Annotated in this window: 24 protein-coding genes; 12 read left to right on the top strand and 12 right to left on the bottom strand. The window is 68.9% G+C overall.

Annotation, left to right across the window (positions count from 1 at the left end):
* Positions 1–74 precede the first annotated feature (74 nt).
* Entirely contained in the window at positions 75–272 is a 198-nt protein-coding gene (locus MKI84_RS18465) for a hypothetical protein (RefSeq protein WP_241621725.1), read from the bottom strand.
* Positions 273–481: 209 nt separating this feature from the next.
* Between MKI84_RS18465 and MKI84_RS18460 the strand changes: the two genes are divergently transcribed.
* A complete protein-coding gene (locus tag MKI84_RS18460) occupies positions 482–757 on the top strand; it encodes a hypothetical protein (RefSeq protein WP_241621724.1) in 276 nt (91 codons plus the stop codon).
* A gap of 16 nt (positions 758–773) precedes the next feature.
* Here MKI84_RS18460 and MKI84_RS18455 read toward each other — a convergent pair whose 3' ends face one another.
* The 4 genes from MKI84_RS18455 to MKI84_RS18440 form a co-directional block, all read right to left on the bottom strand.
* A complete protein-coding gene (locus tag MKI84_RS18455) occupies positions 774–1,397 on the bottom strand; it encodes a DsbE family thiol:disulfide interchange protein (RefSeq protein ID WP_241621723.1) in 624 nt (207 codons plus the stop codon).
* Positions 1,394–1,603 carry a heme exporter protein CcmD gene (ccmD, locus tag MKI84_RS18450; RefSeq protein WP_425353863.1) on the bottom strand — a complete coding sequence of 70 codons (210 nt, stop codon included), beginning with the start codon at positions 1,601–1,603 and terminating at the stop codon, positions 1,394–1,396. The genes MKI84_RS18455 and ccmD overlap by 4 nt, the downstream gene beginning before the upstream one ends.
* Before the next feature lie 8 nt (positions 1,604–1,611).
* Complete coding sequence (locus tag MKI84_RS18445) at positions 1,612–2,346, bottom strand: heme ABC transporter permease (RefSeq protein ID WP_241621722.1); 735 nt, start codon at positions 2,344–2,346, stop codon at positions 1,612–1,614.
* A gap of 93 nt (positions 2,347–2,439) precedes the next feature.
* The gene (locus tag MKI84_RS18440) at positions 2,440–3,957 is read right to left on the bottom strand and encodes a pyruvate kinase (protein WP_241621721.1); all 1,518 of its coding nucleotides are present in this window, start codon (positions 3,955–3,957) and stop codon (positions 2,440–2,442) included.
* Positions 3,958–4,148: 191 nt separating this feature from the next.
* On the opposite strand from MKI84_RS18440, the gene MKI84_RS18435 reads away from it, so the two are divergent.
* The 7 genes from MKI84_RS18435 (at position 4,149) to rplS (ending at position 9,071) form a co-directional block, all read left to right on the top strand.
* Complete coding sequence (locus MKI84_RS18435) at positions 4,149–4,550, top strand: DUF930 domain-containing protein (RefSeq protein WP_241621720.1); 402 nt, start codon at positions 4,149–4,151, stop codon at positions 4,548–4,550.
* A gap of 56 nt (positions 4,551–4,606) precedes the next feature.
* Positions 4,607–4,729 carry a hypothetical protein gene (locus MKI84_RS20705; protein ID WP_281063255.1) on the top strand — a complete coding sequence of 41 codons (123 nt, stop codon included), beginning with the start codon at positions 4,607–4,609 and terminating at the stop codon, positions 4,727–4,729.
* Between the two features lie 200 nt (positions 4,730–4,929).
* Positions 4,930–6,474: a signal recognition particle protein gene (gene ffh / locus MKI84_RS18430; RefSeq protein ID WP_241621719.1), complete on the top strand. Its 1,545-nt coding sequence runs from the start codon at positions 4,930–4,932 to the stop codon at positions 6,472–6,474.
* 41 nt (positions 6,475–6,515) lie between these two features.
* Entirely contained in the window at positions 6,516–6,884 is a 369-nt protein-coding gene (rpsP, locus tag MKI84_RS18425) for a 30S ribosomal protein S16 (RefSeq protein ID WP_241621718.1), read from the top strand.
* A gap of 287 nt (positions 6,885–7,171) precedes the next feature.
* Positions 7,172–7,714 carry a ribosome maturation factor RimM gene (rimM, locus tag MKI84_RS18420; RefSeq protein WP_241621717.1) on the top strand — a complete coding sequence of 181 codons (543 nt, stop codon included), beginning with the start codon at positions 7,172–7,174 and terminating at the stop codon, positions 7,712–7,714.
* Between the two features lie 106 nt (positions 7,715–7,820).
* On the top strand, positions 7,821–8,534 hold the full coding sequence (gene trmD / locus MKI84_RS18415; RefSeq protein WP_241621779.1) for a tRNA (guanosine(37)-N1)-methyltransferase TrmD: 714 nt from the start codon (positions 7,821–7,823) through the stop codon (positions 8,532–8,534).
* A 126-nt stretch (positions 8,535–8,660) separates the two neighbouring features.
* Complete coding sequence (rplS, locus tag MKI84_RS18410) at positions 8,661–9,071, top strand: 50S ribosomal protein L19 (protein ID WP_241621716.1); 411 nt, start codon at positions 8,661–8,663, stop codon at positions 9,069–9,071.
* 87 nt (positions 9,072–9,158) lie between these two features.
* Here the strand turns inward: rplS and MKI84_RS18405 are convergent, their stop codons facing one another.
* From MKI84_RS18405 to MKI84_RS18390, 4 genes are all read right to left on the bottom strand, one after another.
* On the bottom strand, positions 9,159–9,632 hold the full coding sequence (locus MKI84_RS18405; RefSeq protein ID WP_241621715.1) for a DUF1178 family protein: 474 nt from the start codon (positions 9,630–9,632) through the stop codon (positions 9,159–9,161).
* Positions 9,629–10,546 carry a carbon-nitrogen hydrolase family protein gene (locus MKI84_RS18400; RefSeq protein WP_241621714.1) on the bottom strand — a complete coding sequence of 306 codons (918 nt, stop codon included), beginning with the start codon at positions 10,544–10,546 and terminating at the stop codon, positions 9,629–9,631. Before MKI84_RS18400 ends, MKI84_RS18405 begins: the two co-directional genes overlap by 4 nt.
* Positions 10,547–10,579: 33 nt before the next feature.
* Positions 10,580–10,837 carry a glutaredoxin 3 gene (gene grxC, locus MKI84_RS18395; RefSeq protein WP_241621713.1) on the bottom strand — a complete coding sequence of 86 codons (258 nt, stop codon included), beginning with the start codon at positions 10,835–10,837 and terminating at the stop codon, positions 10,580–10,582.
* A gap of 84 nt (positions 10,838–10,921) precedes the next feature.
* Positions 10,922–11,719: a ComF family protein gene (locus tag MKI84_RS18390; protein WP_241621712.1), complete on the bottom strand. Its 798-nt coding sequence runs from the start codon at positions 11,717–11,719 to the stop codon at positions 10,922–10,924.
* 111 nt (positions 11,720–11,830) lie between these two features.
* Here MKI84_RS18390 and MKI84_RS18385 point away from each other — a divergent pair, with 111 nt between their 5' ends.
* Complete coding sequence (locus MKI84_RS18385) at positions 11,831–12,712, top strand: methyltransferase domain-containing protein (protein ID WP_241621778.1); 882 nt, start codon at positions 11,831–11,833, stop codon at positions 12,710–12,712.
* Positions 12,713–12,764: 52 nt separating this feature from the next.
* Here the strand turns inward: MKI84_RS18385 and mutT are convergent, their stop codons facing one another.
* Entirely contained in the window at positions 12,765–13,175 is a 411-nt protein-coding gene (gene mutT / locus MKI84_RS18380) for an 8-oxo-dGTP diphosphatase MutT (protein WP_241621711.1), read from the bottom strand.
* Between the two features lie 19 nt (positions 13,176–13,194).
* Positions 13,195–14,433 (bottom strand): bifunctional glutamate N-acetyltransferase/amino-acid acetyltransferase ArgJ, encoded by a 1,239-nt coding sequence (argJ, locus tag MKI84_RS18375; protein ID WP_241621710.1) that lies wholly within the window; start codon positions 14,431–14,433, stop codon positions 13,195–13,197.
* 205 nt (positions 14,434–14,638) lie between these two features.
* Between argJ and MKI84_RS18370 the strand changes: the two genes are divergently transcribed.
* Entirely contained in the window at positions 14,639–15,547 is a 909-nt protein-coding gene (locus MKI84_RS18370) for a glycosyltransferase family 2 protein (protein WP_241621709.1), read from the top strand.
* A 137-nt stretch (positions 15,548–15,684) separates the two neighbouring features.
* On the opposite strand, the gene MKI84_RS18365 is transcribed toward MKI84_RS18370, so the two are convergent.
* Positions 15,685–16,668, bottom strand: coding sequence for a peptidylprolyl isomerase (locus MKI84_RS18365; protein WP_241621708.1), 984 nt, complete (start codon positions 16,666–16,668; stop codon positions 15,685–15,687).
* Between the two features lie 389 nt (positions 16,669–17,057).
* Between MKI84_RS18365 and secA the strand changes: the two genes are divergently transcribed.
* Positions 17,058–19,856 (top strand): preprotein translocase subunit SecA, encoded by a 2,799-nt coding sequence (gene secA, locus MKI84_RS18360; protein ID WP_241621707.1) that lies wholly within the window; start codon positions 17,058–17,060, stop codon positions 19,854–19,856.
* Positions 19,853–20,224: a nuclear transport factor 2 family protein gene (locus MKI84_RS18355; RefSeq protein WP_241621706.1), complete on the top strand. Its 372-nt coding sequence runs from the start codon at positions 19,853–19,855 to the stop codon at positions 20,222–20,224. The genes secA and MKI84_RS18355 overlap by 4 nt, the downstream gene beginning before the upstream one ends.
* The last annotated feature ends 145 nt before the right edge of the window (positions 20,225–20,369 follow it).

Here is a 20,369-nt window from a genome sequence, read left to right as displayed (position 1 = left end):
GTGGCGGGGCTGAAGGCAGCGCGGCCGGGAGCTGGCCATGGCGGAGCATGGCCGGAATCGGCTCCGGGCGGCGCTCAGCTAAGGCCCGCCACCGCGCAGGCGGTGAAACGACCAAAGAACCGGGCCGGCAAGCGAACATGATCGGGAACAGCGGCGAAGCCGATCGTGGTCGGCAGCCGGCGGCGGGCTTCCGGACGCGCGACGTCGGCAGGGCCGGCGGCCGAAGCCACGCCCGTGCAGACAGTCTCGCCATGTGCCCTGCGCTCGATCATGGAATGCTTCTAGCAAGTCCGGGGACGCCAAACAAGGAATGTCATGTGGGGAGCGCGCTTGCCGGCGCAAGTCCCGGATCAGCGGGGCCGTCTACTGTCTGGAATAATGTATTATAAAGTATTCCAAAAACTCTCCAAAGCGAATGACGGGCATGACCAAACGTCATTCCGATATAGCGCAGAGACCCTAGCTCGTTTACGATCCACGAATGATTTCAGCCGAGCGGTGGCACATGCGCGTTTCCGATTTTGTGTTGGTGGCAGCGGCAGCGGCAGCTTTCCTCATGGCGGAAAGTTCGCACAACCACGCCGAAATCGCGCCGTCGCAGCCCGTGAATGCCGGCCATAAGGAGGCGCAGCTCATCACCTGCCCGCTGCGCAAGCCGGAATTCGCCACGGTCATGCAGGCGGCGCTGCTGGGTGACGGCACCTTGCTGGTGGAGCAGCAGACCCGCACCCGGGTCGCCCATATCAAGGATTGCTGACCGGCCGCGCCGACGCTCAGGGCGCCGCCCGCGCCTTTTCGATTTCCGGCACCAGCCGCGCGCGCAGGCCCTCGGCATCGATCGGGCCGATATATTTGTAGGCGATGCGCCCGTCCTTGCCGATCACGAAGGTCTCGGGCACGCCGTAAACCCCCCAGTCGATCGCGGTGCGGCCATTGGCGTCGACGCCGACCGCCGCATAGGGATTGCCGAAGGTGCCGAGGAAGCGCCGGGCATTGTCCGGGGCGTCCTTGTAGTTGAGGCCGACCAGCCGGAAGCCCGGCATCTTCGACAGCTCCACCAGAAAGGGGTGCTCGTCGCGGCACGGCACGCACCAGGACGCGAAGACGTTCAGCACCGTTACCCCGCCCGTGAGTTCGGCCGAGACAAGGCCGGGCACCGGCGCGCCGTCGCGCGACAGCCCTTCCAGCGGCGGCAGGTTCAGCGCCGGCGCTGGCTGGCCGATCAGCGCGGAGGGGATGCGCGAGGGATCGCCGGAGAACAGCCGGCCATAGAACAGCGCCGCCAGTGCCGCGAAGGCGAGCAGCGGCAGCAGCACGATCAGGCGACGGCGCAGCGGCGTGCCCGATGCCGGGGCTTCCGTCCCGGGAGACGGGCTGTCGGGGGACGGCAGGCTCATGCGACGTTTTCCGGCGTGCTCTCGCGCACGTCCCCGGCGCGGGCGGAACGGCGACGCACACCGCGCGCCTCCATCTGCGCGAGATGGCGACGCAGGCGGCGCCCGTCCAGCACGGTCCACGCGCCCATGGCCCCGAGCACGCCGAGGCTCACGCCATAGCAGGCCAGGATGAAACCGCCGTGCTCGCCCAGCATCGCGTCAATCATGGTGCGCCTCACACATAGGCCGCCTCGGCGGCGGCGCGGGCTTCCAGCGCGCGCAGGCGCCGGCGCAGGATTTCGTTGCGCATGGCGGCGAAGTGCAGCGTGGTCATCAGCAGCGTGAAGCCCACCGCGCACACCAGCAGCGGCCAGAGCAGGCTGGAATGGATGGTCGGCCCGCCCATGCGGAACACCGAGGCCGGCTGGTGCAGCGTGTTCCACCAGTCGACCGAGAACTTGACGATCGGCACGTTGACGAAGCCGACCAGCGTCAGCACCGCCGCCGCGCGGCCGGCCTGGTTGGGGTCCTCGATCGCCGAGCGCAGGGCCAGCAGGCCGAGATAGAGCAGCAGCAGCACCAGCATCGAGGTCAGCCGCGCGTCCCACACCCAGTAGGTGCCCCACATCGGGCGCCCCCAGAGCGAGCCGGTGAACAGGCACAGAAAGGCGAAGATCGCCCCGATCGGCGCCAGCGCCTTGTGCGCGACATCGGCCAGCGGGTGGCGCCAGACCAATATGCCGAGCGAGGACAGCGCCAGCAGCGAATAGCCGAACATGGCGAGCCAGGCGAACGGCACATGGATGTACATGATCCGTACCGTCTCGCCCTGCTGGTAGTCGGCGGGCGCGCGGAAGGCGAGGTAGAAGCCGACCGCCAGCGTTGCCGCGCTCAGCCCCGCAAGCCACGGCAATACCCGCTCGGCGAGAGCGAGGAAACGGGTCGGGTTCGCGAGATCCATCAGCGCCATGGGGCGGTTCTAATCCGCCCCGCCCCGCCCGGCAACACGCCGCGCATAGGTCACAACGCGGATGTGATGATGGGGCGCAGATCGGCGCGCGCCCTACAGGTCCAGCGGCCAGGAAGCCAGCGCACGCAGCGTCGGCGTCTTCTTGAGGAAGTGGTCGTCCATGCGGTCGAGCAGACTCACCAGCAGGTCGATCGCTTCCAACACCGCCGGCCCCTTGTTCAGCATCACGCATTCGGCACGGGCGGCCATGGCGGCGTCGGTCATCTCGCCGCGCGAGGGCGTCCCGTCGCGCACCAGATCCTCCAGAACCTGCGTCGCCCAGATCGCCGGCACCGCGCCGGCCTCGCAGATCCACAGCAGCTCTTCCTGCATCTCGGCGAGCCGCTCGAAGCCGACCTCGGCGGCGAGGTCGCCCCGCGCGATCATCACGGTGAACGGCCCACGCCGGACGGCACGGGCGATCAGATCGGGAAGATTGCGCACCGCCTCCGGCCGCTCGATCTTGGCGCACAGGCCGAGCGGGCGCTGGTGGCGCTCATAGCGGGCCAGCGCCTCGTCGAGCAGGTCTATGTCCTGCGAGCGGCTGACGAAGGAATAGCCGATCATGTCGGCGCACTCGATCACCGTGGCGAGGTCCTCGGTGTCCTTGGCGGTGAGCGGGGAGAGGCCGAGTTCGGTGTCGGGAAGGTTGAGGCCCTTCTCGGGCTTGAGTTTGGTGCCGCCGGCCTTGGCGTGGGTCACCCGCACCAGAGCCTCCCCGTCGCGGAGCGCCTCGACGACGCCCTCGACCTTGCCGTCGTCATAGCGCACGCGGTCGCCGACGCTCAGGCGGGAGACGATGTCCGGCAGCGACACCGCCGCGCTGAAGGGCGCACGCTCGTCGATGCGGGGGGCGCCGTCGGCCACCAGGCGGAACAGCGCGCCGGGGGTGAGCCGGCCGGCCGGCTTGCCCTTCTTCATCGGCGCCACCGCGCCGGTACGGATCTTCGGCCCGGCCACGTCCATGAGCACGGCGATCTCGCGGCCGAACTCGGCCCCGGCGGCGCGCACATGCGCCGCCATGGCGCGCCAGTCCTGCGGGGTGTCATGGGCGCAATTGATGCGAGCGACATCCATGCCGTGGCGGGCGAGGTCACGAATATAGGCCGGGTCGCCCGACGCCTCGCTTGGCAGCGTCACCATGATGCGGGTACGCCGCCCGGCGGGCACCGGGCCGAGCACGGCGAGGCTGGCCTCGTCCAGCCGCCTCTCGCCGGCAAAGAACGCCGTCTCGTCCGGCACCGCCAGCGGGGCCTGATGGCCGCACAGCGCGGAAAGCGCGCCGATCACGGCATCGAGCGTCGGCAATACCCGGCTCTCCAGCCGGCCGAGCGAGGACAGGCCGCGCGCCATCAGCCGGCGCTGCAGCGGGCGCAGGTCATGCTGGCGCAGGGCGAGGTAATGAGCGAGGTTTTCCAGCGAGGGGTCGTGCCGGCCGGCAAGCCGCGCGAAACGCTCGATCACCGGCGCCGCCTGCGCCGCCACACGGGCGCGCAGTTCGATCACCTCCTCCAGCAAAACGGAGGCCGCCTCGGGGGCGGCGGTGACGGCGACGGGTTGCACATTGTCCATGGCGATGCTCTTTTCCACGCGGTTCGCGGCGGGGCGGGAGATAGTGCGTCGCAGGCTAGCGGCGGCCTGTAACGGGTCCGTGAAGCTGCCGGCCGAGCGCCCCGCGCGCCGGCCGCCCCTGCCACGCGATGGCCACATCAGGATTGTTGAACGCTCCTCCCGGGAGCCGAGCACAGGAATCAGGTACGGACGTGACGATCACCCCCACCCTCCCCGCCGCCCTCGCCCTCTGCCTCCTCCCCGCGCTGGCCGGCACGGCGCTGGCGCGCTCGACCGCCGACCAGATGCTGATGCTCGACCCCACGGCGCGGATCGAGCAGCGCTGCAATGCGCGCGGCATGGGCGTGGTGGAGCGTGAACACAAGGGCATGCATCCCGACGAGCTGGTGGCCTATGCCTATGCCAACACCGTCGTCGACCATGGAAGCATCAAGGCGCCCGGCGCGGCGGTGCGCAGCGGCGGCGACTGGTATCACCTGTCCTACAACTGCCAGACCTCCCATGACGGGCTGGATGTCACCGCCTTCGACTACACTCTCGGAAAGGTGATTCCCAAAAGCGAATGGGACGCCCATTATCTCGTCGCCCCGTGAGCGCTCCGCCCGTTCCGGCACTTTTCGCGGGCCGCATTGCGCGCTATGAATAAGCCATGCGCACGATGGCTCACTGGCTGGATTTCGGCATCGACCCGAAGTTGATCTTTGCCTCGATGGGCGTGATCATCTTCGCCATGCTCGTGCTGATCGTGTTCACCGGATTCGACACCGAATAGGCGGAGCCTGGCCGAAGAGAGCCGGATTTCTTGACTTTGCCGCCGGCCGCCCTTAGGAAACGCCGCAATCCTCGCCGATTTCGCGAGCCGATCCGCCGCCCGGGCCCAGAGCCCGGAGGTCCACGCCCGACAGCGCTGTGCGCCCTCGGGCGTTTTCGGCTTTGCGTGAGACGCGCCGGAAACCATGGAGCGACGAACGCATGTTCGACTCACTGAGCGACCGCCTCGGCGGCATACTCGACCGGCTCAAGAAGCGCGGCGCCCTCTCCGAGGCCGACGTGAACGAGGCCATGCGCGAGGTGCGCCGCGCGCTGATCGAGGCTGACGTCGCGCTCGACGTGGTGCGTTCCTTTACCGACCGGGTGCGCGCGCGCGCCGTCGGCGCCGAGGTGGTGAAATCCGTCACCCCCGGCCAGATGGTGGTCAAGATCGTCCATGACGAGCTGATCGCCATGCTCGGCTCCGACGCCAAGCCGATCGACCTCGATGCCGCCCCGCCGGTGCCCGTGCTGATGGTCGGCCTTCAGGGCTCGGGCAAGACCACCTCCACCGCCAAGATCGCCAAGCGCCTGACCGAGAAGGCCGGCCGCAAGGTGCTGATGGCCTCGCTCGACACCCGCCGCCCGGCGGCGATGGAGCAGCTCGCCACGCTCGGCAAGCAGGTGGGCGTGGAAACGCTGCCGATCGTCGCCGGCCAGAGCGCCGTGCAGATCGCCCGCCGCGCCATCGAGGCCGCCCGTCTCGGCGGCTATGACGTGGTGATGCTCGACACCGCCGGCCGCGTCACGCTCGACGAGGCGCTGATGGCGGAAGTGGCCGAGGTGAAGGCCGCGACCCGCCCGCATGAAGTCATGCTGGTCGCCGACAGCCTCACCGGCCAGGACGCGGTGAACACCGCCAAAGCCTTCGACGAGCGTGTCGGCCTCACCGGCATCGTGCTGACCCGCGCCGATGGCGACGGGCGCGGCGGCGCCGCCCTCTCGATGCGCGCCGTCACCGGCAAGCCGATCAAGCTGATCGGCACCGGCGAAAAGATGGATGCGCTGGAGGATTTCGATCCCAAGCGCATCGCCGGCCGCATCCTCGGCATGGGCGATGTGGTGTCGCTGGTCGAGAAGGCGGTCGAGAACATCGATGCCCAGAAGGCGATGGAAGTCGCCGAGCGCATGCGCAAGGGCTCGTTCGACCTCGACGACCTGCGCATGCAGCTCGACCAGATGGAGAAGCTCGGCGGCCTTGGCGGGCTGATGGGCATGCTGCCCGGTGTCGGCAAGATGAAGAACCAGATGGCGGCGGCCGGCATGGACGACCGCATCATCAAGCGCCAGAAGGCGATCATCGATTCGATGACGAAGAAGGAGCGCCGCAACCCGAAGCTGATGGACGGCTCGCGCCGCAAGCGCATCGCGGCCGGCTCCGGCACCAAGGTCGAGGACGTCAACAAGCTGATGAAGATGCACCGCCAGATGGCGGACATGATGAAGGCGATGGGCGCCAGCGGCGGCAAGCGCGGCGGCCCGATGGCCGGCCTCGCCAACATGTTCGGCCTCGGCGGCGGTGGCATGGGCGGCATGCCCTCCCCCGACCAGCTCCGGCAGATGGCCGAGAAGATGCCGGGTGGCCCGGGCGGCATGCCCGGCGGCCTTCCCGCGAAATTCCCCGGCGGCCTTCCCGGCCTTCCGGGTGTCGGCGGCAAGCCGGGGGGCCTTCCGGGCCTGCCGGGCTTCCCGGCGAAAAAGAAATGAACCCTTGAACTGAGCGTTAAGTCCCTGAAAGGAAGACCAGAATGTCCCTGAAGATCCGTCTCGCCCGTGGTGGCGCCAAGAAGCGTCCCTATTACCGCATCGTCGTCGCCGACGCCCGCTCGCCGCGCGATGGCCGCTTCATCGAGAAGATCGGCACCTTCGATCCGCTGAAGCCCAAGGACGCCGCCGACCGCTTCACGCTCGACGTGGAGAAGGCCAAGGAATGGCTCGCCAAGGGTGCCCAGCCGACCGACCGCGTGGCCCGCTTCTTCGACGCGCTGGAGATCGCCAAGCGCGCCCCGCGCAACAACCCGGAGAAGGCCGTGCCCGGCAAGAAGGCGCAGGAGCGCGCCGCCGAAGCCGCCAAGGCCGCCGAGGCCGCTGCCGCCGCCGCTGCTTCCGCCGAGTGAGGCGTTGAACGGCGCGGCTCCCGGTTCTGATGTGGCGGCCATGCCGCCCGTCGGTTCCGGGAGCAGGCCGTTCTGAGCGGCTTGCCTGCCCGCGCCCGCAGATGGGCAAGGGTTCGGCCGCACTCTCGCCCTCTCCCCTGCCCGGGGAGGGGCGATTGACGGACACGCCGCGCAGTGGTGGCTGAACCTGCGACCCCTCCCGTGTGAACGGAGTGCGCGCAGCCGCGACCCTCGCGTCCCGGCCTTCCTTGGGGGCCGGAGTCCTCGCCCTTTTTCGCGAGTTACCCATGCCTAATGACCGCATCCTCCTCGCCCGCATCGGCGCCCCGCATGGGGTGAAGGGCGAGGTGCGGCTGTTCGTGTTCGCGCAGGACCCGCAGGTGCTGTTCGACTATGCGCCGCTGACCGACGAGACCGGGCGGCGCAGCTTCCGCATCGCCGCCCTGCGCGAGGCCAAGGACCATTTCGTCGCCCGCATCGAGGGTGTCGCCACCCGCGAGGCGGCCGAGGCGCTGACCAATGCCGGCCTGTTCGTCTCGCGCGACCTCCTGCCCGAGCCGGAGGACGAGGATGATTTCTACCATGCCGACCTGATCGGCCTCGCCGCCGAGCTGGCGGACGGCACGCTGTTCGGCAGGGTGGTGGCGGTGCATGATTTCGGCGCCGGCGACATTCTCGAAATCGGGCCCGAAGGCGGCGGCAAGACCCTGATGCTGCCGTTCACCAAGGCCGTGGTGCCGAGCGTCGACATCGCCGGCGGGCGCGTCGTGGTCGACCCGGCGGAATGGGCGAAGGAAGAAGCCCCGCCACCCGAGGCCGACCGCGGCTAGCCAGACGACCTCCCGGCCGCATGAGGCCGGGATTGCTTATACGTGCCAGCGATCCCCGGCCTGCTGGCTGGCCGGGATGATGCTTCCGCGATTGGAAACCCTCGCCATGTGGCGCGCCTGCCTCGTCACCATCTTCCCCGACATGTTTCCCGGCCCGCTCGGCATGTCGCTGGCCGGCCGGGCGCTGGCGGGTGGCGGCTGGTCGCTCGACACCGTGGACCCGCGCGAGCATGCCACCGACCGCCACCGCTCGGTGGACGACACCCCGGCCGGCGGCGGGCCGGGCATGGTGATGCGCGTCGACGTGCTCGCCCGCGCCATTGATGCCGCCGCGCCGGAAGGCGACCCCCGGCCGCGCCTGCTGATGACCCCGCGCGGCAAGCCTCTCACGCAGGCGCGCATCCGCGAGCTTGCCGCCGGCCCCGGCGTCGTCATCGTGTGCGGGCGCTTCGAGGGCGTGGACGACCGGCTGGTCGCCGCGCGCGGGCTTGAGGAGGTCTCGGTGGGCGATGTCGTGCTCTCGGGCGGGGAGATCGGCGCGCTGCTGCTGCTGGATGCCTGCGTGCGGCTGCTGCCGGGGGTGATGGGCCACCCCGAATCCGGCACGGAGGAAAGCTTTTCCGCCGGGCTGCTGGAATATCCGCAATATACCCGCCCGCAAGTTTTCGAGGGCGCCGGCATTCCCGAGGTGCTGACCGGAGGTGACCACGCCAAGGTCGCGCGCTGGCGCCGCGAGCAGGCGGAGGCCGCGACCCGCGAGCGCCGGCCGGATCTGTGGGAAGCCTATGCCGCGGCGCAGCACAAATCTCGCCCCCGATGACGGTTCGGCGACGATTAGGGCATGACAAGTTCACTGATCTGGCGTATAGGCGCGCCGTCACTACCCCAACTGAAAACAGCAAGATGCGAACGGGCCTGACCGGCGACGTTCGCGCGAGGTGATAAGATGACCGACATTATCCGCGAAATCGATCTCGAGCAGATCGCCAAGCTCTCCGACGGCAAGACCATTCCCGACTTCCAGCCGGGCGACACGGTGATCGTGAACGTCAAGGTGAAGGAAGGCGAGCGCACCCGCGTTCAGGCCTATGAAGGCGTCGTGATCGCCCGCGCGGGCGGCGGCATCAACCAGAACTTCACGGTTCGCAAGATTTCCTACGGCGAAGGCGTCGAGCGCGTGTTCCCGCTCTACTCGCCGAACATCGACAGCCTCAAGGTTGTCCGCCGCGGCAAGGTGCGCCGCGCCAAGCTCTATTACCTGCGCGACCGTCGCGGCAAGTCGGCCCGTATCGCCGAGCGCCAGGACAAGAACTCCGTCAAGGGCAAGAAGGCCGCCGCGGCGACCGCCGCCGAGTGAGCTTTGCCTGACCGGGCAGAATGACGAAGGCCGGGGCATGCCCCGGCCTTTTTGTTTGTGCGCCGGTCGGGGGCGTCGTCTCGCGGCCTAGTTCCGCTCGTCCGGCAGGTTCGGCAGCGGCATGACCTCGATGTCGTCCTCGATCAGCCCGCGCACCTCGTCGGGCGAGGCCTCGCCGTAAATGGCGCGCTTCTCCTCGTCGCCCTCATGCATGCGCCGCGCCTTGGTGGCGAACTCCTCGCCGACATAATCGGCCGTGTTGACCACATGCTCGCGCACGGCTTTGAGCATGGCGCGCAGGGCCTGCTCCTTCTCGCCCATCAGCGCCACCGGCGCGGCGGCGGGCGCGGGAACGCCAGCCGGCGCCGCCGGCTCCTCGGGCGCGAATTTGCGGGTGCCGGCGCCGAGCGCGGGCGCCATGATCGCCTTCTCGACCTCGGTCGAGCCGCAGACCGGGCACGTCACCAGACCACGGACCTTCTGCGAGTCAAACGCCGCCGAATCCCGGAACCAGCTCTCGAAATCATGGTCCTGCCCGCACTGCAGGCGATACAGCATCATGCCGCGTCGCCCTCGGAGGCGGCGAGGTGGAGATAGGCGGTCTCGGCGGGCGTCACCAGTTCGAAGCGCCGGCCATTCTCCAGCGAGGGAATGCGCGCGCGCACCGCCGCCACCTTGGCGGGATCGATCTCGGCATGGATCACGCACGGCTCGGTGCCGGCCTCGGCGATGACGGTACCCCACGGATCGATGATCAGGCTGTGGCCGAAGGTCTTGCGGCCGTTCTCATGGGTGCCGCCCTGCGCCGCCGCCAGCACATAGCAGCCGGTCTCGATGGCGCGGGCGCGCAGCAGGATGTGCCAGTGCGCCTCGCCGGTGGACTGGGTGAAGGCGGCGGGCACCGCGATCATTCCCGCCCCGGCCTCCGCCAGCGCACGGAACAGCGCGGGAAAGCGCAGATCGTAGCAGATGGAGAAACCGAGCCGGATTTCCGGCAGATCCGCCAGCACCGCGCGCTCGCCGGGCCGGTAGGCGGCGGATTCGCGGTAGACGTCGCCATTGGGCAGGTCGACATCGAACATGTGGATCTTGTCGTAGCGCGCGCGGATATTGCCGTCCGGCCCGATCAGGAAGGCGCGGTTGGCGGCGCGGTGCTCGCTCGCCTTCACGGCCAGCGAGCCGATATGCAGGTGGATGCCCAGCTCCTTCGCCAGCAGGCGGAAATGGGCGAGCGCGGGGTCGGTTTCCTCCTCGTGCAGCACCTTGAACAGCGCCTCGCGGTTCTCCTCCATGGTGCCGGTCATTTCCGGCGTCTGCACATAGCTCGCGCCCTCGGCCACCGCCTGACGGATCAGCGCGGAGGCGGCCTCGATATTGGTCGACACGCTTTTGGCGGTTCGCATCTGCACCAGCGCGGCGCGGAACGGCTTGCCCAGATGCAGCGGCTTGGGGTCGGAGGCGGCCGGAGCGGTCATGGGATCTGCTCTCTTCAGGAGGAAACGGAGGGGTCAGCCGGCCAGCAGGGCGTCGAGTTCGCCGGCCTCGTCAAGCGCGTAAAGGTCGTCGCAGCCCCCCACATGGCGGCCGCCGATGAAGATCTGCGGCACGCTGGTGCGGCCATTGGCGCGGCTGGACATGGTGGAGCGCTTCACCGGATCGCCGGCGACGTTGACCTCGGAAAAGGTCACGCCCTTGCGCTTCAAGAGGTCCTTGGCGGCGTGGCAATAGGGGCAGGTGAAAGTGGTGTAGATCTCGACATCGGCCATGAGCATCGTGCTCCAGAGGCGCCGCCGGACTTCGGTGGACGAAGCCGGCGGCCCATGCATGTGACATTGCTATGATATGGGCGATCAGGCGCCGTCAACAACCCGTGCGAACACCAGCACGTCGATCTGCGCCGCCCCTGCGCGCGCCAGCGCCTTCGCGCAGGCATCGATGGTGGCGCCGGTGGTCAGCACGTCGTCGACCAGCACGATGCGCCGCCCCCGCAGTTCCAAAGCCTCCATCTGCGGCACGGTGAAGGCGCCCGCGACATTGGCCGCGCGCGCCGCCCGGTCCAGACCGACCTGCGGGACCGTCGCCCGCCCGCGCGCCAGCCAGTTCGCGCGCAGCGGCAGGCCGGTTTCCCGCGCGATGCCCCTGGCCAGCAGGGCGGACTGGTTGAACCGCCGCCGCCACAGCCGGGTGGGATACAGCGGCACCGGCACCAGCGCGTCGGCCTCGGCCAGCAGGTCGCGACCGGCGCGCGCCATCATGCGGGCCATGGGCGGAGCGAGTTCCTGCCGGTCGGCATATTTCAGCCCGTGCACAAGTTCGCGCGCGACGTCACCGAACATCGCGACCGCACGGGCGCGCTCATAGGCAGGCGGATCGTCGAGCGCGGCGATGGAGAACCGCACCCCACCCGCGAACTCCCCCGCCGACAGCGGCGTGCCGAGCCGCTCGCAATACGGCTTCTCGATCAATGCCAGCCGGCGCCAGCACGCCCCGCACAGGCAGCCCGGCTCGTCCACCGCCGCCCGGCAGGCCATGCAGCCCGGCGGCAAGGCGAGGTCCAGCAGGAAGCGGCCGAAATGGCGCAGCCCGCCACCCAGCCCGGCGCGCAGGCGCTGGGCAAGGGCGGGCGGCGTTTCGACAAGGGGCTCCATGACCGGATGGTAACATCGCGCGACGCGGCCCGCATCGGTGCCGCGGTGATTTGCGCGCGCGCGAAAAAGCTCTATTGCGAGGCGCAGCAGCCTCAGGATCCCGAGCCGGACATGTCAGGACCCGCCGAAATCTTCGATCCCCGCGCACTGGCCGCCCGCCGCCGGCGCGCGCGGGCGCTGGGGCCAGAGCCGTTCCTTCTGGAGCGCGTGGCCGACGACCTCGCCGACCGGCTCGCCGCGGTGAAGCGCGATTTCGCGGTGGCGGCCGATCTTGGCACGCCGGCCGACAGCGTGCGCCGGGCGCTGGCCGGCGCGTCGATGATCGGGCGCCTGCTCGCGTTCGGCCCGAATGAACGGGCGGATGTCGATGCGGTGATCGATGCCGAGGCGCTGCCCTTCGCGCCGTCGTCGCTCGATCTCGTGGTGTCGGGGCTCGCGCTCCAGACCGTCAACGACCTTCCCGGCGTGCTGGCGCAGATCCGCCGCGCGCTGCGGCCGGACGGGCTGCTGCTCGCCGCGCTGTTCGGTTCCGGCACGCTGGCCGAACTGCGCGAGGCCTTCGCCATCGCCGAGAGCGACACGCTGGGCGGCATCTCGCCGCGCGTCGCACCCTTCGCCGATCTGCGCGATCTCGGCGGGCTGATGCAGCGCGCCGGGCTCGCATTGCCCGTGACCGATGTCGACCGGGTGGTGGTACGCTATGGCGATCCCTTGTCGCTGCTGCACGATCTCCGACGCATGGGCGCGGCCAACCCGCTGACCGACCGCACACGCACGCCGCTGCTGCGCAAGACGCTGGTGCGCGCCTTCGAGGTCTATGCCGAGCGCTTCTCCGATCCGGACGGGCGGCTGCGGGCGACGTTTGAAATCTGCTGGATTTCCGGCTGGGCGCCGCATGAGAGCCAGCAAAAGCCGCTGCGCCCCGGCTCCGCCAAGATGCGCCTCGCCGACGCGCTGAAAGTGCCGGAAAGCAAGCTGCCGGGCGAGGGATAGGCGTGCAGCGCCCTTAGGCCGGGTCTGGCCCGGCCATGGCAGAGGGGCCGTGCTACCGCCCCGGCCCGAGCAGGTCGAGCAATACGGGAATGATCGGCTCGTCGGCGGGCGGCATCGGGTAGTCGCGCAGGCGCCCCGGTTTCACCCAGGCGATGGCCTGCCCTTCGCGGCCCTGCGCCACGCCCTCCCAGCGCCGGCAGATCCACAAGGGCATCAATAGCTGGAACGTCTCATAGGTGTGGCTGGCGAAGGTGAGCGGGGCGAGGCACGGCTCTTTCACCGCGATGCCGAGTTCCTCGTCCAGCTCGCGGATCAGGCAGTCCTCGGGGCGCTCGCCCGGCTCCACCTTGCCGCCGGGAAATTCCCACATGCCGGCGAGCTGCTTGCCCTCGGGGCGCTGCGCCAGCAGCACCCGCCCATCGGCATCGACCAGCGCGCAGGCGGCGACGAGCACCAGCTTCATGCGGAAAGCCCCTTTCCGCTCACGAGCGGTAGTCGCCATTGATGGCGACATATTCCTTGGTGAGGTCGCAGGTCATCACCCGGTCCGAGCCGCGCCCGAGGCCGAGGTCGACGGACAGGTCGATGACGTCATTCTTCATGTAGGCGGAGGTCTCGGCCTCGTCATAGGCCGGGTCGCGCGCGCCTTCATGCGCCACGCGGATCGGACCGAAGGCGATGGAAAGCCGGTCGCGCTCGGCGGGCTCGCCCGCCTTGCCGACCGCCATCACCACCCGGCCCCAGTTCGCGTCCTCGCCGGCGACCGCGGTCTTCACCAGCGGGGAATTGGCAATGGCCATGGCGATGCGCCGCGCCGAGCGCTTGGACACCGCGCCGGTGACGTGGATGCGCACCAGCTTGCGCGCGCCCTCGCCGTCGCGGGCCACCTGCTCGGCGAGGTCCGCCAGCACGCCCTGCAACGCCTTGCGGAAGCGCGCGAGGCGCGGGTCCTTGGCGTCCTCGATCAGCGGCGCCTTGGAGGCGCCGGTGGCGAACAGCATCAAGGTGTCGGAGGTCGAGGTATCGCCGTCGATGGTCACGGCGTTGAAACTGTCGGTCACGCCCTTGGACAGCAGCGCCTGAAGCGCGGGGGCGGCGATTGTCGCATCGGTGAACACGAAGGACAGCATGGTCGCCATGTCCGGCGCGATCATGCCGGCGCCCTTGGCGATGCCGGCGATGGTCACGCTCACGCCGTCGATCTTCACCGTGGCGGTGGCGAGCTTGGGGAAAGTGTCCGTGGTCATGATGGCCTTCGCCGGCTCGATCCACGGCAGCGGGGCAAGGCGCGTCGCGGTCTCTTCCAGCACACCCTCGAACTTGGTGGCGTCGAGCGGCTCGCCGATCACGCCGGTCGAGGCGAGATAGATCTCCTCCTCGCGGCAGCCCAGCGCGCGGGCGGCGATCTTGGCGGTGAGCTCGGTGGACTGGCGGCCCTTCTGGCCGGTGAAGGCATTGGCATTGCCGGAATTCACCACCAGCGCCCGCGCCGTGCCGTGCGGCAGGTTGGCGCGGCACCACTCCACCGGGGCGGAGGGGCACCTGGACTTGGTGAACACGCCGGCGACCGTGGTGCCCTCGTCCATCGCCAGCAGCAGCACGTCGGTGCGGCCCTTGTAGCGGATGCCCGCTTCGGCGGTAGCGAAGCGCACGCCGGCGACCGGGCCGACATCGGGAACGGACTTCGGAGCGAGCGGGGAAACGGGGGAAGCGTGAGCCATCGGGGGAACTCGTGCGGCGGGACAAGGGCCGAACGGGTGTGCCCGAAGGCAGGCCGGAGCGCAAGGCGGATAGCCGGGCGAACTCTGTCACATAGCGTCGTGAACGCGCTTGCGCCTCTGTGACGGCGCGCTAGGCTTCAAGCTGCGTCCGGCTCTCCCGAGCCTCGTCGCGCGGTGCGGTTCCCACCAATGGATGCTGACACTCATGGCCTTCGCGGTCATACCGAAGACGGCGGGCGTCTGCGTCATGCGCGATGCCTCCGACATCGCGCTCATCCTGTGCGGCCACTATCTACGGATGGGTCTTGAACGCCTGCACATCATCGACGACGGATCGACCGATGGCACCTTCGAGAAGCTGGAGCAGCTGGCGCACAGATCGCGGGGCCGGGTGCGCGTCGAGCGGCATGTGTTCAAGGACTACCGGCAGCCCGAGCTGATCACGGCGGCGACCAACACGCTGATCGGCGAGGGAGTTCGCCTGATACTGCCCTTCGATTCCGATGAGTTCTGGGCGCTCTCGTCCGCCGATGTCGCCGCCATGGTCGATCAGCGCGAGCCCCGGATCATCGTGGCGCGGTGGAGCAATTTCGTGCAGGGCCGCAACCGCCGCTATCCCACGCCTTTCGCGCTTCTGGGGGTGAGATACCGCGCCGACGGCCACGCGACTCCAAAGGGCGTGGAGGCCTTTGCCGACGCCTTCGTGAACCATCGCGAAGCGAAGATAGCGATCTGGAGCGAACACCCCGTCCGGTTCGACCGGGGGCAGCACGCGCTCTTCGACGGGCCGCACATCCGGGACCCGCTGGAGCGCCAGATCTTTCACCTGCCGCTGCGGACGCAGAGCGAAATCACCAAGCGCGGCCTGAATTACGAGGCCCGACGCCGCGCGCAGCGCCAGGACGACGGCGTGAGCTGGCAGTCGCGCTTCCATGAAACGGCGACGCTCGATGGCCTGAGCGCCAGGGTGTGGGCGGCGAACAGCGCCGACCGCGCCGGGCGCCTCGACGTCTATGGCCGCCCGGAAGAACTGGTGCGCGATGTCCGTCTGCGGCGGCTTTTGCTCGCCGCCGCGCTGCACATCGCGCTCCGCTACAGGATGTTCCCGGCCTGAGCGGCCCATGTGGCCGAGCCCATGTGGCCGGGCCCATGTGGCCGGGCCTCCGCGACCCGGCCTCCGGTTTCATGCTTCGAAACGCGGACCGCGCAGGCGTCGGGCGGCTCGCAGGGAACCGCCCGACGCCTCGCTCGTCACGGCGCCTTGGGGGCGGCCGGGGCGCCGTTCGGCGGGGTCAGCAGGTCGGAAGGCTTGGGCGCGGCGGCGGTCTTCTCGACCTTGGCGGCGTCGCGGGCCTTCTGCACGGCCTCGGCCTGCGCCTTCTGGGCGAGATACTGCTCAAGCTGCGGCTTCACCTCTTCAAAGGTCGGCACCGGCTTCTGGCGCTTTTCCTCGACCTTGATGACGTGCCAGCCGAACTGGGTCTTCACCGGGGCGGTCACGTCGCCCGGCTTGGCGGCGAAGGCGGCCTCGGCAAATTCCGGCACCATCTGGTCCTTCACGAAGAAGCCGAGATCGCCGCCATCTTCCTTGCCCGACGGGTCTTCGGTCAGCTCGGAGGCGAGCTTGGCGAAGTCCTCGCCCTTCTTCAGCCGGGCCTCGACGGCCTCGGCCTTCTTCTTGGCCTCGGCATCGCTCTCCGGCTTGGCCGGATCAACGCGGAACAGGATGTGGCGGGCGTGCACTTCCTCTTCCGGCTTCTGCTGGCCGAGCGCTTCGTCATAGGTCTTCTTCAGCGCCTCGTCGGTCAGCGCGGCCTTGGTCACGCCTTCCAGCGCCGCCTGCATCAGCACGCGCTTGCGGATGAAGTCGAGCTGCTGCTTGAACTCGGCGGTCTGGTCGAGCTTCTGCTGCTCGGCGAGCTGCGCCATGGCGGTGAGGTCGATCAGGAAGCCGAGCACATATTCATCGCGCGCCGGGCCCTGGATCTGCGGCGGCAGATTGGCGGAAAGCTCGGCGGCGGCGGCCGTGACCTCGCTGCGGCGGATCGGCATGCCATTGACGGTGGCGAGGACCGGATCGTCGGTCGCCGCGGCAGGCGCCGCCGGCGGGGGAGTCTGGGCACTGGCGGGCAGCGCGGTGAACAGGGTGGTCCCGAGCAGCACGGCGACGAGGCCGGCGCGCAGACCGGCGTGGCTGCGCGCCTGGAGCGCGGCGTGCGGACGATGGCGGTTCATGAGAGCGGTTCCTTGGGAGTTTGCGGTTGTCCGCGGTTCGGGCTGCGAAAGCTGGCTCAGACGCAAGCCGCTTGCAAGCGGGCATCAAGCCCGGCTGAGCATACAGACTGTCGCCTTACCTGCGATTGACAACCCCCAAACCCGTTCATAAGTGTGGCACGCAGTGCGAAGCCTCCCCGGCGCTCGCATTCTTTTGACGCGAATTGCCGCGCGCCGATGGTGGGCGGCCCCGTGCGCCGGACCCATTTCGGCCGCAAAACGCGTCTCCATGTGCCCGGCGGGTGGCTTCACGCCCGATGTCTGGCGGATGCGCGCGAAATCGAAGGGCCCGGCGGCCCGCCATCGCCGGGTGCCCACATCTGCCCTGGCGGACACGGATTGGAAGCCTCATGTTCGGCGCTCTCGCGCGAAAGCTCTTCGGATCGGCCAATGACCGCCGCGTTCGCGGCTACCAGCCGAAAGTGGCGGCCATCAACGCCCTCGAACCCGAGATAAGGGCGCTGAGCGACGAGGAGCTGCGCGCGCGCACCGCGATGTTCCGCCAGCAGCTCGCCGACGGCGCCAACCTCGACGACCTTCTGGTGCCCGCCTTCGCCACGGTGCGCGAGGGCGCGCGCCGGGCGCTGGGCCAGCGCCATTTCGACGTGCAGCTCATCGGCGGCATGGTGCTTCACGAGCGCGGCATCGCCGAGATGCGCACCGGCGAAGGCAAGACGCTGGTCGCCACCGCGCCGGTCTATCTCAACGCGCTGACCGGCAAGGGCGTTCACGTCGTCACCGTCAACGACTACCTCGCCAAGCGCGACGCCGAATGGATGGGCCGGGTCTACCGCTTCCTCGGGCTGACCACCGGCATCATCGTTCACGGCCTGGACGACGACGAGCGCCGCGCGGCCTATGCCTGCGACGTCACCTACGCCACCAATAACGAGCTCGGCTTCGACTATCTGCGCGACAACATGAAATACGAGCTGGGCCAGATGGTTCAGCGCCCCCACCATTACGCGGTGGTCGACGAGGTGGACTCGATCCTGATCGACGAGGCGCGCACCCCGCTCATCATCTCCGGCCCGCTCGACGACCGCTCCGACTTCTACAACACCATCGACACCTACATTCCGAAGCTGTCGAAGGAGGATTTCGAGGTCGACGAGAAGCAGCGCTCCGTCGCCATGACCGAAGCCGGCATGGAGAAGATGGAAGTCCTGCTGCGCGACGCCGGCCTGCTCAAGGGCGATGGCGGGCTCTACGACGTCGAGAACGTCTCGGTGGTCCACCACGTCAACCAGGGCCTGCGCGCGCACACGCTGTTCCAGCGCGACAAGGACTACATCGTGCGCAATGGCGAGGTCGTCATCATCGACGAGTTCACCGGCCGCATGATGCCGGGCCGGCGCTATTCGGAAGGCCTGCATCAGGCGCTCGAGGCCAAGGAACGCGTCCAGGTCCAGCCCGAGAACCAGACGCTGGCCTCCATCACCTTCCAGAACTATTTCCGCATGTACGAGAAGCTGGCCGGCATGACCGGCACGGCGAACACCGAGGCGGCGGAATTCGGCGACATCTACCGGCTCGAAGTGATCGAGATCCCGACCAACCTGCCGGTGAAGCGCATCGACGACGACGATGAGGTCTACCGGACCGCGGGCGAGAAATACAACGCCATCATCGATGTGATCACCGACTGCAAGAAGCGCGGCCAGCCCGTGCTGGTCGGCACCACCTCGATCGAGAAGTCCGAACTGCTGGCCGATCTGCTGAAGAAGCGCGGCTTCCGCCAGAAGGACTTCTCCGACCCGGATGCTTTCCGCCCGCTTTATGATGGCGACCAGGGCAACAGCGAGGACCTCGTCTTCGCCGTGCTCAATGCCCGCCATCACGAGCAGGAATCCTACATCGTCTCCCAGGCCGGCGTGCCGGGCGCGATCACCATCGCCACCAACATGGCCGGCCGCGGCACCGACATTCAGCTCGGCGGCAATGCCGAGATGCGGATCCAGCACGAGCTGGCCGGCATGCCCGAGGGCGAGCAGCGCGACGCCGCCGAGGCCGTCATCCGCGAGGAGATCGCCAAGCTCAAGCAGAAGGCGCTGGAGGCCGGCGGCCTTTACGTCATCGGCACCGAGCGCCATGAGAGCCGGCGCATCGACAACCAGCTGCGCGGCCGCTCCGGCCGCCAGGGCGACCCCGGCCACTCGCATTTCTTCCTGTCGCTGGAAGACGACCTGATGCGCATCTTCGGGTCGGACCGGCTCGACAGCATGCTGCAGCGGCTCGGCCTCAAGGAGGGCGAGGCCATCGTCCATCCCTGGATCAACAAGGCGCTGGAAAAGGCCCAGAGCAAGGTCGAAGCCCGCAACTACGACATCCGCAAGAACCTGCTGAAATACGACGACGTGATGAACGACCAGCGCAAGGTGGTGTTCGAGCAGCGCGTCGAGCTGATGCAGGACGAGGACGTCGCCGAGACCGTCGCCGAGATGCGCCATGGCGTGATCGACGACATCGTGACCAAATTCGTGCCGCCCAACGCCTATCCCGAGCAGTGGGACACGGACGGTCTGCACCAGGCGCTCGGCGGCCTCACCGGCCTAGATCTTCCGGTCAAGGAATGGGCGGCCGAGGAAGGCATTGCCGACGAGGAGATGCGCGAGCGCATCCGCGCCCGTACCGACGAGGCCATGGCGCTGAAGCTCGCCAAATACGGCCCCGAGATCATGCGCTATGTCGAGAAGTCGATCCTTCTCCAGACGCTCGATCATCTGTGGCGCGAGCACCTCGTGACGCTCGACCATCTGCGCCAGGTCATCGGCCTGCGCGGCTATGGCCAGCGCGACCCGCTGAACGAGTACAAGTCCGAGGCGTTCCAGCTGTTCGAGACCATGCTGTCCAGCCTGCGCGAGGCCGTGACCGCCCAGCTCATGCGCGTCGAAGTGATGACCGCCCCGCCGCCGGAAGAGCTGCCGGTGATGGAGGCGCACCACGCCGACCCGACGACCGGCGACGACGAATTCGCCCTCGCGGATGCCGAGTTCGCCAGCGCGGCGACGCTCGCCCCGGCCGCCGATGCCAATTCCCCCGCCCGCGACCCGAACGACCCGTCCAGCTGGGGCCGCGTCGGTCGCAACGAGCCCTGCCCCTGCGGTTCCGGCCTGAAATACAAGCACTGCCATGGCCGCTTCGTGTGAGCGTGCCCGCTCGCATCCATGAAGCAGAAGAGCGCCTGCGCGTCGCCGTCCTCAGCGGCGACGTGGCGGCGCTCGACGTGCTGCTGGCCGACGACGTCGTGTTCGTCGACTTCATGGGGGTGGTCGGCGACAAGGCGGACAATCTCGGCCGCCACACCAGCGGCATGCTGCGGATGAAGCGGCTCGACTTCCACGACATCGAAATCCGGGCGCTCGATGCCTGCACCGCTCATTGCCATCTGCGCGTCGAGGCCGAAGGCAACGCGCATGGCGCCCGCTTCTCCGCCGCCATGCGCTACACCCAGCTCTGGCGGCTCGGGACGAAGGGCTGGCAGTTGGCCGCCGCCCATAGTTCGCTGATCGCCTGAGTGGCCATCGCCCGGCGCGCGAGAGCGAGATCGCGATCGGCCGCGAGCCCGTGCCGGCTCATGTCGCGACGGGTCGGCAGACGAGCGGAACCGCGCGCCCTCACGCAACACCGCCAGGCAGGCGGATGCCGCGCTCCCGATATCA

Source organism: Ancylobacter gelatini (assembly GCF_022601675.1).
GTDB lineage: Bacteria > Pseudomonadota > Alphaproteobacteria > Rhizobiales > Xanthobacteraceae > Ancylobacter > Ancylobacter gelatini.
This window is presented reverse-complemented; position numbering and strand designations above follow the sequence as displayed.